The sequence below is a fragment of the Phytopseudomonas argentinensis genome (assembly GCF_900113905.1).
Taxonomy (GTDB): Bacteria; Pseudomonadota; Gammaproteobacteria; order Pseudomonadales; family Pseudomonadaceae; genus Aquipseudomonas; species Aquipseudomonas argentinensis.
This window is the reverse complement of the sequence record NZ_FORC01000001.1, coordinates 830,681-843,882: the sequence shown is the minus strand read 5'-3', so window position 1 is coordinate 843,882 and position 13,202 is coordinate 830,681. Positions and strand designations below refer to the sequence as shown.

The window sequence follows — 13,202 nt, the reverse complement described above, 5'->3', positions numbered from 1 at the left end:
TGATGAAAGAGGATTGATAACATGGCTTACAGCGAAAAGGTCATCGACCACTACGAGAACCCGCGCAACGTCGGCAAGATGAACGCGGAAGATCCTGATGTCGGCACCGGCATGGTCGGTGCACCGGCCTGCGGCGACGTGATGCGACTGCAGATCAAGGTCAGCGACGCCGGCGTCATCGAAGACGCCAAGTTCAAGACCTACGGTTGCGGCTCCGCCATCGCCTCCAGCTCCCTGGCCACCGAGTGGATGAAGGGCAAGACCCTGGATGAGGCTGTCACCATCAGCAACACCCAGTTGGCTGAAGAGCTGGCGCTGCCACCGGTGAAGATTCACTGCTCGGTACTCGCCGAGGACGCCATCAAGGCGGCCGTGCGCGACTACAAGCAGAAGAAAGGTTTGCTCTAAGGAGGTTTGTCGATGGCCATCAGCATGACTCAAGCCGCTGCCCAGCATATCCGTCGTTCCCTCGACGGCCGTGGTAAGGGTGAGGGCATCCGTCTCGGGGTTCGTACCACCGGTTGCTCCGGCCTGGCCTACGTGCTGGAGTTCGTCGACGAAACCGCTGGCGAGGATCAGGTGTTCGAAAGCCACGGTGTCAAAGTGATCATCGATCCCAAGAGCCTGGTGTACCTCGATGGCACCGAGCTGGATTTCGTCAAGGAGGGGTTGAACGAAGGCTTCAAGTTCAACAACCCCAACGTCCGTGGCGAATGTGGCTGTGGCGAAAGCTTCAACATCTGATGAACAGTTCCGGCCCTTGTCATTTCGCCCTGTTCGAGTTGCAGCCGAGTTTTCGCCTGGATCTCGAACAGTTGGCCTCGCGTTATCGTGAGCTGGCTCGCAGTGTTCATCCGGATCGTTTCGCCGATGCCTCCGAGCGTGAGCAGCGCCTGGCGCTGGAGCGCTCGGCGAGCCTCAACGAAGCCTACCGCACGCTCAAGAGCGACTCGCAGCGGGCGCGTTACCTGCTGGCGATGCGCGGGCCCGAGTTGCCCATGGAAGTCACCGTGCAGGATCCTGACTTCCTGATGCAGCAGATGCAGTGGCGCGAGGAGCTCGAAGACCTGCAGGACGAAGCCGATCTGGCTGGCGTGGCCGCTTTCAAGGGCCGCCTGAAGATCGCCCAGCAGGAGCTGAACGAACGCTTCGCCGAGGCTTGGGAGGACAATGCGCGCCGAGAAGAGGCTGAACGCCTGATGCGCCGCATGCAGTTCCTGGACAAGCTTTCCCACGAGGTGCGCCAGTTGGAAGAGCGCCTCGACGATTAATGCTCGCGCGGCTGCCGTGGCCGTGCCTGATACCCAGATAAGCACCGACTACCTATGGCTTTATTGCAGATCGCTGAGCCCGGACAGAGCCCACAACCCCACCAGCGTCGTCTGGCTGTCGGCATCGACCTGGGCACCACCAATTCCCTTGTCGCCGCCGTGCGCAGTGGCGTCAGCGAGCCGCTGCCGGATAGTGAAGGGCGCCTGATCCTGCCTTCGGCCGTGCGTTACCACGCCGATCGTGTCGAGGTCGGTGAAGCGGCCCGCCGCGATGCTGCCAGCGACCCCTTCAACAGCATCCTCTCGGTCAAGCGCCTGATGGGGCGCGGTCTCGCCGACGTCAAGCAATTGGGTGAGCAACTGCCTTACCGCTTCGTCGCCGGCGAGTCGCACATGCCGTTCCTCGACACCGTGCAGGGCCTGAAGAGCCCCGTGGAGGTGTCCGCCGATATCCTGCGGGCGTTGCGCCAGCGCGCCGAGGCAACGCTGGGCGGCGAACTGGTTGGCGCGGTGATCACCGTGCCGGCCTATTTCGACGACTCCCAGCGCCAAGCCACCAAGGATGCCGCGCGCCTGGCCGGCCTGAGCGTGCTGCGCCTGCTCAACGAACCTACTGCTGCCGCAGTTGCCTATGGTCTCGACCAGAGCGCCGAAGGCGTGGTGGCGATCTATGACCTGGGCGGCGGTACCTTCGACATTTCCATCCTGCGCCTGACCGGTGGGGTATTCGAGGTATTGGCTACCGGCGGCGACAGCGCCCTGGGCGGCGACGATTTCGATCACGCCATTGCCGGCTGGATCGTCGAGCAGGCGGGGCTGTCCGCCGATATCGAGCCCGGTGCCCAGCGTAGCCTGCTGCAGACAGCCTGTGCCGCCAAGGAAGCGCTGACCGCTGCCGAAACCGTCGAGGTCGTACATGGCCAGTGGCGTGGCGTGCTGTCGCGTGGCGAGTTTCAGGCGTTGATCGAGCCCATGGTGGCGCGCAGCCTGAAAGCTTGTCGCCGCGCGGTGCGCGACGCAGGTATCGAGGTCGAGGATGTGGGCGCCGTGGTCATGGTCGGTGGCTCGACCCGCGTACCCCGCGTGCGCGAGGCCGTTGGCGAGCTGTTCGGGCGCCAGCCGCTGACCGATATCGATCCGGATCAGGTGGTCGCCATTGGTGCGGCGATCCAGGCCGATGCCCTGGCCGGCAACCGCCGCGCCGATGGCGAAGAATTGCTGCTGCTGGACGTCATCCCGCTGTCCCTGGGGTTGGAAACCATGGGCGGGCTGATGGAAAAGGTGATTCCGCGCAACACCACGATTCCAGTGGCCCGTGCCCAGGAATTCACGACGTACAAGGATGGCCAGAGCGCCATGATGATCCATGTGCTGCAGGGTGAGCGCGAACTGATCAGCGATTGCCGCTCCCTGGCACGCTTCGAGCTGCGCGGCATCCCGCCGATGGTGGCCGGGGCCGCGAAGATCCGCGTGACTTTCCAGGTGGATGCCGATGGCCTGCTCAGCGTCAGTGCCCGCGAGCTCGCCTCGGGCGTCGAAGCCAGTATCCAGGTCAAGCCGTCCTATGGCCTTACCGACGGTGAAGTGGCGCGCATGCTTCAGGACTCCTTCCAGCACGCCGGTGGCGACAAGGCGGCCCGCGCATTGCGCGAGCAGCAAGTCGATGCCCAACGCCTGCTCGAAGCGGTCGAAGGCGCGCTGCAGGCGGACGGCGAGCGTTTGCTGGACGCCGAGGAGCGCATGGTCATCGAGCTGCAGATGCAGGAATTACGTGATTTGTTGACGGGCACCGATGGCATGGCCATCGAGCAACAGACCAAGCGTCTGTCGCAGGTGACCGATGCCTTTGCCGCCCGGCGCATGGATTCGACGGTTAAAGCCGCGCTGGCCGGGCGCAGCCTGAATGAGATCGAGGAATAAGCGATGCCCTTGGTAACTTTTCTGCCCCACGAGAAATTCTGCCCCGAGGGGCTGGTGGTCGAGGCGCCGTCCGGTACGTCGATCCTGGAGCTGGCCCACGAGCACCACATCGAGATGGAGAGTGCCTGCGGCGGCGTATGCGCCTGCACCACCTGTCACTGCATCGTGCGCAAGGGCTTCGATTCGCTGAACGAGGCCGACGAGCTTGAAGAGGATTACCTCGACAAGGCCTGGGGCCTGGAAGCGCAGTCGCGCCTGGCCTGCCAGGCGATCGTCGGTGAGCAGGACCTTACCGTCGAGATTCCCAAGTATTCGCTCAACCATGCCGCCGAAGCGCCGCACTGATCAGGAAGCCACGACATGAGCCTGAAATGGGTTGATGTGCTCGAAATTGCCATCCAGCTCGCCGACAGCAAGCCGGATGTGGATCCCCGTTACGTCAATTTCGTCCAGCTGCATCGCTGGGTGGTCGAGCTGCCGGAGTTTTCCGACGACCCGCAGCGTGCCGGCGAGAAGGTCCTGGAAGCCATTCAGGCCGCCTGGATCGAAGAAGCAGAGTAATTGAGGGCGGCTCACACCCGACCTTTTATGCCGAGCAGGTGCCACCTTGGGCCATCGCTCTTATGCTTTTGACTGGAACCCGCGTATAATTCGCGGGTTTAATTTTTGGCTTTAATCCACTGTTTCTGGAGTTTCACATGGCTGTTCAACGTACCTTCTCCATCATCAAGCCGGATGCCGTTGCGAAAAACGTCATTGGCAAGATCACCACCCGCTTCGAGGAAGCCGGCCTGCGCATCGTTGCCTCCAAGCAACTGCAACTGTCCGAGCGTGAAGCCGCTGGCTTCTACGCCGAGCACAGCGAGCGCGGTTTCTTCAAGGACCTGGTTGCCTTCATGACTTCCGGTCCGGTCATCGTCCAGGTTCTGGAAGGCGAGAACGCCATCGCCAAGAACCGTGAGCTGATGGGCGCCACCAACCCGAAAGAAGCGGCTGCCGGTACCATCCGTGCCGATTTCGCCGTTTCCATCGACGAGAACGCGGTACACGGTTCCGACTCGGAAGCTTCCGCTGCCCGCGAAATCGCTTACTTCTTCTCCGCTACCGAGATCAACGCCCGCATTCGCTAAGGCGAAGCGTGCGAAGGTGACGTCATGACCGACACGAATGGCAAAATCAACCTGCTGGGCCTGACCCAGCCGGAAATGGAGCAGTTCTTCGAGAAGCTCGGAGAAAAGCGCTTTCGTGCCGGTCAGGTCATGAAGTGGATTCACCACTTTGGCGTCGATGATTTCGCCGCCATGACCAACGTTGGCAAGGCCTTGCGCGAGAAGCTCGGGGCCGCTGCCTACATTCGTGGGCCCGAAGTGGTCAGCGAAGACATTTCCACCGATGGCACGCGCAAGTGGGTAGTGCGCGTGGCGTCGGGCAGCTGCGTGGAAACCGTGTACATCCCCCAAGGTGGGCGTGGCACCCTGTGCGTTTCCTCGCAAGCCGGCTGTGCCCTGGACTGCAGCTTCTGCTCCACGGGCAAGCAAGGTTTCAACAGCGACCTGACCAGCGCCGAGATCATCGGCCAGGTATGGATCGCCAACAAGTCGTTCGGCAGCGTGCCAGCGAAGATCGACCGCGCCATCACCAACGTGGTGATGATGGGCATGGGCGAACCACTGCTGAACTTCGACAACGTCGTCTCGGCCATGAAGATCATGATGGACGACCTCGGCTACGGCATCTCCAAGCGCAAGGTGACGCTGTCGACTTCCGGTGTGGTGCCGATGATCGACAAGCTCGCCGAGGTCATCGACGTGTCCCTGGCGCTGTCGCTGCACGCGCCGAATGACGAGCTGCGCAGCCAGCTGGTACCGATCAACAAGAAGTACCCGCTGGACATGCTGCTGGCCGCCTGCAAACGCTACATTTCCCGTCTTGGCGAGAAACGTGTGTTAACAGTCGAGTACACCCTGCTCAAGGACGTCAACGATAGACTCGAGCACGCCGAGCAGATGATCACCTTGCTGGCCGACATCCCGTGCAAGATCAACCTGATTCCGTTCAACCCGTTCCCCCATTCGGGTTACGAGCGTCCGAGCAATAACGCGATTCGCCGCTTCCAGGAACTGTTGCAAAAAGCCGGGCATAACGTCACGGTGCGTACCACCCGTGGCGAAGACATCGACGCCGCTTGTGGGCAGCTGGTTGGTCAGGTCATGGACCGTACCCGCCGCAGCGAACGCTACATTGCCGTGCGCCAGCTCAATGGCGACGCCGATGCCGCTCGCCCCACTGCCAGTCGTACCTGAGAGGATCTCCATGACCGTGCTGCGTTCCCTGCTGCTGTTGTTCGGTGCCAGTCTGCTCACCGCCTGCGTGTCGACCGGTGATGTCGATCCGATGAAGACTTCCGAAGGGCGCAAGAAGGCCTACGACTCGTTCGTGCAGCTGGGCATCGGTTACCTGCAGCAGGGCGAAACGGGGCCGGCCAAGGTACCGTTGAAGAACGCGCTGGATATCGACTCGTCCGCGCCCGACGCACATGCGGTACTGGCTCTGGTGTTCCAGCGTGAGATGGAACCCAAGCTGGCTGATGAACATTTCCGCAAGTCGTTGTCGAACAACCCCAGGGACGCGCGCCTGCTGAACAACTACGGTGGCTTCCTGTTCGAGCAGAAACGCTACAAGGAAGCCATGGAGCGCTACAGCCTGGCCGCCGAGGACAGCCTCTATCCGGAGCGCGCGCGGGTCTTCGAAAACATGGGCATGACCGCCATGATGCTCAACCAGCGTGAGCAGGCCAAAAGCTATTTCGAGCGCTCGTTGCGCCTCAATAGCCGCCAGCCACGTGCCTTGCTGGAGATGGCCAATCTCTCCTTCGAGGATCGCCAATACGTGCCGGCGCGCAGCTATTACGAGAGTTTCAGCGCCATTTCCGAGCAGAACGCCCGTAGCCTGTTGCTGGGCGCGCGCCTGGCCACGATCTTCGAGGATCGTGACCGTGCTGCCAGCCTCGGCCTGCAGTTGAAACGTCTTTATCCCGGTACGCCGGAGTATCAGCAATATCTGTCGGAGCAAAGATGAAAGCGGCCCAACCTGAAGTTGCAGCAGCTCATCGCGTCAATCCTGGAGAAGCCCTGCGTGCGGCGCGTGAGAGCAGGGGCTGGTCGGTGGCCGAAGTGGCGACCCAGCTCAACCTCACCCCGATGCGCCTGAGCCAGCTGGAGGCCGGCGAGTTCGACAAGCTGCCGGGCAATACCTTCTCGCGCGGGTACATTCGCGCCTACGCGAAATTGCTGGGCCTGGAGCAGGCGCCCCTGGTGGCCGACTTCGATCAGTTCACCGGCAGTAATGCCACCGGCAGCAGCGTGCATGCGCTGGGCCGCATCGAAGAGCCGACCCGCTATTCGCAGAGCATCCTGCGTCTGGTCAGCTTCCTCTTGCTGGTTGGCGTGGGCAGTGCCTGCTTCTACTGGTGGCAGGACCAGGGCTGGCAGATCGACGACCTGAAGAATGTCGGTCTCGGCCATGTCGAAGTCGATGGCGCCGATGGCAGTACGCAGATCCATCCGCTCGACGAGCCGGAAGATCAGGCCGTGGCGGAAGCCCAGAGCCAGGGCACCGAATTGCCGCTGCCGGGCGTGGCTGCCGAGCAGCCGGAAGGCACCGCGCCGGAAGCCACGGCGAGCGAACTGCTGGAACAGAACCCGCCGGCCCAAGCCGCGCCCGTTGAGCCCGCTCCTGCGCCGACCGAACCGAGCGCACCGAATGCTCCCGCTGCACCAGCGGCGCAAGCGCCTGCTAGCCCTGCCGCCCAGCCCCAGGCCCCGGTGGCTGCGGGTGAAGGCCTGGTGAGTTTGAAATTCACCGCCGATTGCTGGGTTCAGGTGACCGATGCCAATGGCAAGGTCATCGCCAGCGGTCTGAAACGCGCCGGCGACAGCCTCGATGCCCGAGGGAAGGCGCCCATGGAACTGCGCCTGGGCTTTGCCCGTGGTGCTCAGGTGACCTATAACGGTGCCGCGGTCGACGTGACGCCGCATATCTCCGGTGAAACCGCACGCTTGAAGTTGGGTGGCCAGTAATATGCACGGTGAATCACCAATCAAACGTCGTCTCTCTCGCAAGATCTGGGTCGGCTCGGTTCCGGTCGGCGGTGATGCGCCGATCGCCGTGCAGAGCATGACCAACACCGACACCAACGATGTCGCCGCCACCGTCGAGCAGATCCGTCGCCTCGAAGCGGCGGGCGCCGATATCGTGCGCGTCTCGGTGCCGGACATGGACGCCGCCGAGGCTTTCGGACGCATCAAGCAGCAGGTCAACCTGCCGCTGGTGGCCGACATCCATTTCGACTACCAGATCGCCCTGCGCGTGGCCGAGCTGGGTGTCGATTGCCTGCGCATCAACCCGGGCAACATCGGCCGTGAAGATCGCGTCAAGGCGGTGGTAGAAGCCGCGCGTGACAAGGGCATCCCGATCCGCATCGGCGTCAACGCCGGTTCCCTGGAAAAGGACCTGCAGAAGAAATACGGTGAGCCGACGCCCGAAGCACTGGTCGAGTCCGCGCTGCGCCACGTCGAGCATCTCGACCGTCTGAACTTCCCGGACTTCAAGGTCAGCGTGAAGGCCTCCGACGTGTTCATGGCGGTCGAGGCCTACCGCCTGCTGGCCAAGCAGATCGAACAGCCGCTGCACCTGGGCATCACCGAAGCCGGCGGCCTGCGCTCCGGTACCGTGAAGTCTTCGGTGGGCCTGGGCATGCTGCTCGCCGATGGCATCGGCGACACCATCCGCATCTCGCTGGCTGCCGATCCGGTGGAAGAGATCAAGGTCGGCTTCGATATCCTCAAGTCGCTGCGCCTGCGCTCGCGGGGCATCAACTTCATCGCCTGCCCAAGCTGCTCGCGCCAGAACTTCGACGTGGTCAAGACCATGAACGAGCTGGAAACCCGCGTGGAAGACCTGCTGGTACCGCTGGATGTCGCGGTGATCGGCTGCGTGGTCAACGGCCCTGGCGAAGCCAAGGAAGCGCATATCGGCCTGACTGGCGGCAGCCCGAACAATCTGGTGTACATCGATGGCAAACCAGCCTCGAAGCTGACCAATACCAATCTGGTGGATGAGCTGGAAAAGCTGATCCGCGAAAAGGCCGCCGAGAAGGCCGCAGCCGATGCGGCTGTGATCGTGCGCGGCTGAGCCGCGCTTAAGGAAGACAAGTGAGCAAGTCCCTGCAAGCCATTCGTGGCATGAACGATATCCTGCCGCAGCAAACCCCGGCCTGGCGCTATCTGGAAACCACCCTGGCGAGCTTGCTGGATAGCTACGGCTATCAGGAAATCCGCCTGCCGATCCTCGAGTTCACCGACCTGTTTGCCCGTGGTATCGGTGAGGGCACCGATGTGGTCGACAAGGAGATGTACACCTTTCTTGACCGCAACAACGAATCCCTGACCCTGCGCCCCGAAGGCACTGCCGGCTGCGTGCGCGCCGTGCTCGAGCATGGCCTGACCGGGGGTGGGCAGGTGCAGAAGCTGTGGTACGCGGGCCCGATGTTCCGTTACGAGAAGCCGCAGAAAGGCCGCTATCGCCAGTTCCACCAGATCGGTGTGGAAGTGTTCAACCTGCCCGGGCCGGACATCGACGCCGAGCTGATCACCCTGACCTGGCGCCTGTGGAAGCAGCTCGGCCTGGCCGACGCGGTGACCCTGCAGCTCAACAGCCTGGGTTCCAGCGAGGCGCGCGCCGCCTACCGCAAGGCCCTGGTCGCATATCTACAGGAGCGCTTCGACCGTCTCGACGAGGACAGCCAGCGGCGCATGACCACCAATCCGCTGCGTATCCTCGACAGCAAGGTGCCGGAAACCCAGGCTCTGCTGGTGGACGCACCGCGCCTGCACGACTACCTGGATGCCGAATCCCTGGCCCACTTCGAGGGGCTCAAGGCGCGTCTGGACGCGGTCGGCATCCAGTACCAGATCAACCAGAAGCTGGTTCGCGGCTTGGACTACTACAGCCGTACCGCCTTCGAGTGGGTGACCGACAAGCTCGGCTCCCAGGGTACCGTCTGTGGCGGTGGCCGGTACGACGGCCTGATCACCCAGTTCGGCGGCAAGCCGACCCCGGGCGTGGGCTTCGCCATGGGCGTCGAACGCCTGGTGCTGCTGCTGGAAACCCTGCAGTGCGTGCCCGCCGAGTTGAACCGCCCGGCCGACGCCTTTATCTGCGCCTTCGGTGAAGCTGCCGAGCTGGCTGCACTGGCCCTGGCCGAAGAGGTGCGTAATCAGGTTCCGGGGCTGCGTCTGCTGGTCAACGCCGGCGGTGGCAGCTTCAAGAGCCAGTTCAAGAAGGCCGACAAGAGCGGAGCGCTGTATGCTCTGATTCTCGGTGAGGACGAACTGGCCAAGCGCGTGGTAGGTTGCAAACCTTTGCGCGATGACAGCGAACAACAAAGCATTGCCTGGTCGGATCTTGCCGACCATCTGGCATCCTGCACCCAGCAGGCTTGAGCGATTTAGCGATTGAGGAGTATTGGGGTGGCGTTGAACAGCGATGATGATGAACTGGCCGGCCTGAAAGACTGGTGGGATCGTAACGGCAAGCCACTGCTGGCGGGCGGCGCCCTGGCGTTGATCGCGGTATTCGGCTGGCAGGCTTGGCAGAAGTATCAGGCCAACCAGGCGCAGGGCGCATCGGTGGTCTATCAGCAACTGCTGGAGTCGGCCATGACCCCGAGTGGTCAGCCGGACGCCGCCAAGGTCGCAGCCCTCGCCGGTGAGCTGAAGAAAGACTTCGGCGGTACCCAGTACGCCCAGTACGGCAGCCTGTTCGTGGCCAAGGTCGCGGTCGAGTCCGGTAAGCTCGACGACGCCGCCACCGAGCTGCGCAGCGTGGTCGACAAGCCGGCCAACGAGACCCTGGGCGAACTCGCCCGTCAGCGCCTGGCTCGCGTGCTGGCTGCCCAGGACAAGGCTGACGAAGCGCTCAAGCTGCTCGATGGCGATGCCGACCAGGCCTTCCTGGCCAGCCGCGAAGAGCTCAGGGGTGACCTGCTGGTGAAGCTGGGTCGTACCGACGACGCCCATGCCGCCTACGTGAAAGCCAAGGGTGCGCTGGCTGAAGAGGCTGCCGTCGGTGGTCTGCAACTGAAGATCGACGACCTGGCCAAAGGGGATGCATGACGTGATGCGCTGGAAGAATGCCGCACTGCTGGCCCTGGCCGTTCTGGCCGTGGGTTGCAGCAGCAACAGCAAGAAAGAACTGCCGCCTGCCGAACTTCCCAAGTTCACCGAGGAAGTGAAGCTGCAGAAAGAGTGGAGTCGCTCGATCGGTAGTGGTCAGGGCGACATCTACAACATGCTCGAGCCGGTGGTCGATGGCGAGCAGATCTTCGCCGCCGACGTCGAAGGCCTGGTCGTGGCCATGGATCGCATGACCGGCAAGGTGGCCTGGAAGCAGGAGCTGGACGTTCCGGTTTCCGGCGCCGTGGCGGCGGGCTACGGAATGATCGTGGTCGGCACCCTCAAGGGTGAGGTGATCGCCCTGGATTCGTCCAGCGGTGAGGAGAAATGGCGCGCCCGCGTGCCGAGCGAAGTGCTGTCCGCCCCGGCCATCAGCAGCGACACCGTGCTGGTACAGACCCAGGACGACACCCTTGTCGCACTGGACGCCTATAGCGGCCAGCAACGCTGGATCTTCGAGAACACCCCGGCCGTGCTGACCCTGCGCGGTACCGGCAGCCCGCTGTTGACCAATCAGCTGGCCATCGCCGGCCTGTCCAGCGGCAAGGTTGTCGCCCTGGACGTGCAGCGCGGCATCCCGGTCTGGGAACAGCGCGTGGCCATTCCCCAGGGTCGCTCCGAGCTCGACCGTATCGTCGATATCGATGGCGGCCTGCTGCTCTCCGGTGGCCAGCTGTACGTGGTCACCTACCAGGGCCGCGTTGCGGCGCTGGATCTGCAGAGCGGCCGGGTGATCTGGCAACGCGAGGCGTCCAGCTCCATGGGCGTGGCCCAGGGTTTTGGTAACGTGTACGTGACCCTGGCCAGTGGCACCGTGGAAAGCATCGATGAGCGTTCGGCGTCGGCACTGTGGACCAACGATGCCCTGGCGCGCCGCCAGTTGTCGTCGCCCGCGGTGTTCTCCAGCTACGTTGCGTTTGGTGACTTTGAGGGCTATCTGCACCTGATCAGCCAGGTCGACGGTCGCTTTGTCGGCCGTACCCGCATCGACAGCGACGGTCTGCGCGCCCGCCCGTTGGTGGTCGGCGACTGGCTGTATGCCTTCGGCAACGGCGGCAAACTGGTGGCCCTGACCATCAAGTGAGCCCCGGCTCTGTTCGCCTGGCAGTGCCAGGCGAGCGGGGCGGATAGTGCGAGATTTTGCGGCCGCTGCCTGTGCAGCGGCTTTTGTATTTTTTGAAATAACGAAGTGGAGAGCCGAATGGTTCCCGTAATTGCCCTGGTGGGCCGGCCGAACGTCGGCAAATCCACCTTGTTCAACCGCCTGACCCGCACCCGCGACGCGATCGTCGGGGATCTTTCGGGTCTGACCCGCGACCGCCAGTACGGCGAGGCCAAGTGGCAGGGACGTACCTATATCGTGATCGACACCGGCGGTATCTCCGGTGACGAGGAGGGCATCGACGCGAAGATGGCCGAGCAGTCCCTGCAGGCCATCGAGGAAGCCGATGCCGTGCTTTTCCTGGTCGACGCCCGTGCCGGGTTGTCCGCCTCCGACCAGATGATTGGCGAGCACCTGCGCAAGCGCAACAAGCGCAGCTTCCTGGTGGTCAACAAGGTCGACAATCTTGACCCTGACCTGGCCCGCGCCGAATTCGCGCCGCTGGGCATGGGCGAAGCCCTGGCCATCGCCGGTGCCCATGGCCGTGGCATCACCCAGATGCTCGAAGCCGCCCTGGGCAGCTTCCCCAAGGATGCCGGCGAGCCCGCTGAAGGCGAAGAGCCCGAAGAAGTGGCCGAGGGCGAGGAAGCCAAGCGCATTCCCGGCCCGAGCGAGAAGGACGGCATCAAGCTGGCCATCATCGGCCGCCCCAATGTCGGCAAGTCGACCCTGGTCAACCGCATGCTCGGTGAAGACAGGGTCATCGTCTACGACCAGGCCGGCACCACTCGCGACAGCATCTACATTCCCTTCGAGCGTGACGACGAGAAGTACACGCTGATCGACACCGCCGGCGTGCGCCGCCGTGGCAAGATCTTCGAGGCGGTGGAGAAGTTCTCGGTGGTCAAAACGCTGCAGGCCATCCAGGACTCCAACGTCGTGGTGTTCGTCATGGACGCCCGCGAAGGGGTGGTCGACCACGACCTCAACCTGCTCGGCTTCGTGCTCGAGAGTGGCCGCGCGCTGGTCATCGCCTTGAACAAGTGGGATGGCATGGAGCCCAGCGAGCGCGACTACGTGAAGACCGAGCTGCAACGCCGGCTGTTCTTCGTCGACTTCGCCGATATCCACTTCATCTCGGCGCTGCACGGCACCGGCGTGGGTCACCTGTACAAATCGGTGCAGGCCTCGTTCCAGTCGGCGATTACCCGCTGGCCGACCAGCCGCCTGACGCAGATCCTCGAGGATGCCGTGCAGGAGCACCAGCCGCCGCTGGTCAACGGTCGCCGCATCAAGCTGCGTTACGCTCACCTGGGTGGTGCCAACCCGCCGCTGATCGTGATCCACGGTAATCAGGTCGACGCTGTACCGCGGGCCTATTCCCGTTACCTGGAGAACACCTATCGTCGCGTACTGAAACTGGTCGGTACGCCGATCCGCATCGAGTACAAGGGTGGCGAAAACCCCTACGAGGGTAACAAGAACACCCTGACCGACCGCCAGGTAAACAAGAAGCGCCGCCTGATGAGCCACCACAAGAAGGCCGAGAAGAAGCGCAAGGACAAGCGCTGACAGGTCGCTGGTATCAGCAGCCGGTAATGGAGGGGTAGCTACAGCCGTAGCTGCCCCTTTTTTCATTTCTGCGCTCTTGATCGGCTACCGAGCCGATGGTGG

The 13,202-nt window shown here is 63.1% G+C and carries 15 protein-coding genes; all 15 read left to right on the top strand.

Annotated elements, in window-relative coordinates; translation table 11 throughout:
- The first annotated feature begins 21 nt into the window (after nt 1–21).
- The 15 genes from iscU (at nt 22) to der (ending at nt 13,100) form a co-directional block, all read left to right on the top strand.
- The gene (iscU, locus tag BM154_RS03830; RefSeq protein WP_070883324.1) at nt 22–408 is read left to right on the top strand and encodes a Fe-S cluster assembly scaffold IscU; all 387 of its coding nucleotides are present in this window, start codon (nt 22–24) and stop codon (nt 406–408) included.
- A 12-nt stretch (nt 409–420) separates the two neighbouring features.
- Nucleotides 421–744 carry an iron-sulfur cluster assembly protein IscA gene (gene iscA / locus BM154_RS03825; protein ID WP_042555293.1) on the top strand — a complete coding sequence of 108 codons (324 nt, stop codon included), beginning with the start codon at nt 421–423 and terminating at the stop codon, nt 742–744.
- Nucleotides 744–1,271, top strand: coding sequence for a co-chaperone HscB (gene hscB / locus BM154_RS03820; protein WP_074881059.1), 528 nt, complete (start codon nt 744–746; stop codon nt 1,269–1,271). Before iscA ends, hscB begins: the two co-directional genes overlap by 1 nt.
- 54 nt (nt 1,272–1,325) lie before the next feature.
- Nucleotides 1,326–3,191 carry a Fe-S protein assembly chaperone HscA gene (gene hscA / locus BM154_RS03815; protein ID WP_074881058.1) on the top strand — a complete coding sequence of 622 codons (1,866 nt, stop codon included), beginning with the start codon at nt 1,326–1,328 and terminating at the stop codon, nt 3,189–3,191.
- A 3-nt stretch (nt 3,192–3,194) separates the two neighbouring features.
- Nucleotides 3,195–3,536: an ISC system 2Fe-2S type ferredoxin gene (gene fdx / locus BM154_RS03810; protein ID WP_074881057.1), complete on the top strand. Its 342-nt coding sequence runs from the start codon at nt 3,195–3,197 to the stop codon at nt 3,534–3,536.
- A gap of 15 nt (nt 3,537–3,551) precedes the next feature.
- A complete protein-coding gene (gene iscX / locus BM154_RS03805; protein WP_074881056.1) occupies nt 3,552–3,752 on the top strand; it encodes a Fe-S cluster assembly protein IscX in 201 nt (66 codons plus the stop codon).
- 137 nt (nt 3,753–3,889) lie between these two features.
- Nucleotides 3,890–4,321: a nucleoside-diphosphate kinase gene (ndk, locus tag BM154_RS03800; protein ID WP_013792385.1), complete on the top strand. Its 432-nt coding sequence runs from the start codon at nt 3,890–3,892 to the stop codon at nt 4,319–4,321.
- 24 nt (nt 4,322–4,345) lie between these two features.
- Nucleotides 4,346–5,494 carry a dual-specificity RNA methyltransferase RlmN gene (gene rlmN / locus BM154_RS03795; protein WP_074881055.1) on the top strand — a complete coding sequence of 383 codons (1,149 nt, stop codon included), beginning with the start codon at nt 4,346–4,348 and terminating at the stop codon, nt 5,492–5,494.
- A gap of 10 nt (nt 5,495–5,504) precedes the next feature.
- Complete coding sequence (gene pilW / locus BM154_RS03790) at nt 5,505–6,269, top strand: type IV pilus biogenesis/stability protein PilW (protein ID WP_074881054.1); 765 nt, start codon at nt 5,505–5,507, stop codon at nt 6,267–6,269.
- A complete protein-coding gene (locus tag BM154_RS03785; protein ID WP_074881053.1) occupies nt 6,266–7,270 on the top strand; it encodes a RodZ domain-containing protein in 1,005 nt (334 codons plus the stop codon). The genes pilW and BM154_RS03785 overlap by 4 nt, the downstream gene beginning before the upstream one ends.
- Nucleotide 7,271: 1 nt before the next feature.
- Nucleotides 7,272–8,384 carry a flavodoxin-dependent (E)-4-hydroxy-3-methylbut-2-enyl-diphosphate synthase gene (gene ispG, locus BM154_RS03780; RefSeq protein WP_074881052.1) on the top strand — a complete coding sequence of 371 codons (1,113 nt, stop codon included), beginning with the start codon at nt 7,272–7,274 and terminating at the stop codon, nt 8,382–8,384.
- 20 nt (nt 8,385–8,404) lie between these two features.
- Entirely contained in the window at nt 8,405–9,694 is a 1,290-nt protein-coding gene (hisS, locus tag BM154_RS03775) for a histidine--tRNA ligase (protein ID WP_074881051.1), read from the top strand.
- Nucleotides 9,695–9,727: 33 nt separating this feature from the next.
- The gene (locus BM154_RS03770; protein WP_074882348.1) at nt 9,728–10,366 is read left to right on the top strand and encodes a tetratricopeptide repeat protein; all 639 of its coding nucleotides are present in this window, start codon (nt 9,728–9,730) and stop codon (nt 10,364–10,366) included.
- Complete coding sequence (gene bamB / locus BM154_RS03765; RefSeq protein WP_074881050.1) at nt 10,359–11,510, top strand: outer membrane protein assembly factor BamB; 1,152 nt, start codon at nt 10,359–10,361, stop codon at nt 11,508–11,510. The genes BM154_RS03770 and bamB overlap by 8 nt, the downstream gene beginning before the upstream one ends.
- A 117-nt stretch (nt 11,511–11,627) precedes the next feature.
- The gene (gene der / locus BM154_RS03760) at nt 11,628–13,100 is read left to right on the top strand and encodes a ribosome biogenesis GTPase Der (protein ID WP_074881049.1); all 1,473 of its coding nucleotides are present in this window, start codon (nt 11,628–11,630) and stop codon (nt 13,098–13,100) included.
- Nucleotides 13,101–13,202: the final 102 nt, after the last annotated feature.

Excerpts from the sequence above, each read along its gene's own strand:
- hscA (WP_074881058.1), top strand. The coding sequence starts at position 1,326 with ATGGCTTTATTGCAGATCGCTGAGCCCGGACAGAGCCCACAACCCCAC.
- rlmN (WP_074881055.1), top strand. The coding sequence starts at position 4,346 with ATGACCGACACGAATGGCAAAATCAACCTGCTGGGCCTGACCCAGCCG.
- iscU (WP_070883324.1), top strand. The coding sequence starts at position 22 with ATGGCTTACAGCGAAAAGGTCATCGACCACTACGAGAACCCGCGCAAC.
- iscX (WP_074881056.1), top strand. The coding sequence starts at position 3,552 with ATGAGCCTGAAATGGGTTGATGTGCTCGAAATTGCCATCCAGCTCGCC.
- bamB (WP_074881050.1), top strand. The coding sequence starts at position 10,359 with ATGCATGACGTGATGCGCTGGAAGAATGCCGCACTGCTGGCCCTGGCC.
- ndk (WP_013792385.1), top strand. The coding sequence starts at position 3,890 with ATGGCTGTTCAACGTACCTTCTCCATCATCAAGCCGGATGCCGTTGCG.
- fdx (WP_074881057.1), top strand. The coding sequence starts at position 3,195 with ATGCCCTTGGTAACTTTTCTGCCCCACGAGAAATTCTGCCCCGAGGGG.
- pilW (WP_074881054.1), top strand. The coding sequence starts at position 5,505 with ATGACCGTGCTGCGTTCCCTGCTGCTGTTGTTCGGTGCCAGTCTGCTC.
- BM154_RS03785 (WP_074881053.1), top strand. The coding sequence starts at position 6,266 with ATGAAAGCGGCCCAACCTGAAGTTGCAGCAGCTCATCGCGTCAATCCT.
- der (WP_074881049.1), top strand. The coding sequence starts at position 11,628 with ATGGTTCCCGTAATTGCCCTGGTGGGCCGGCCGAACGTCGGCAAATCC.
- hscB (WP_074881059.1), top strand. The coding sequence starts at position 744 with ATGAACAGTTCCGGCCCTTGTCATTTCGCCCTGTTCGAGTTGCAGCCG.
- ispG (WP_074881052.1), top strand. The coding sequence starts at position 7,272 with ATGCACGGTGAATCACCAATCAAACGTCGTCTCTCTCGCAAGATCTGG.
- iscA (WP_042555293.1), top strand. The coding sequence starts at position 421 with ATGGCCATCAGCATGACTCAAGCCGCTGCCCAGCATATCCGTCGTTCC.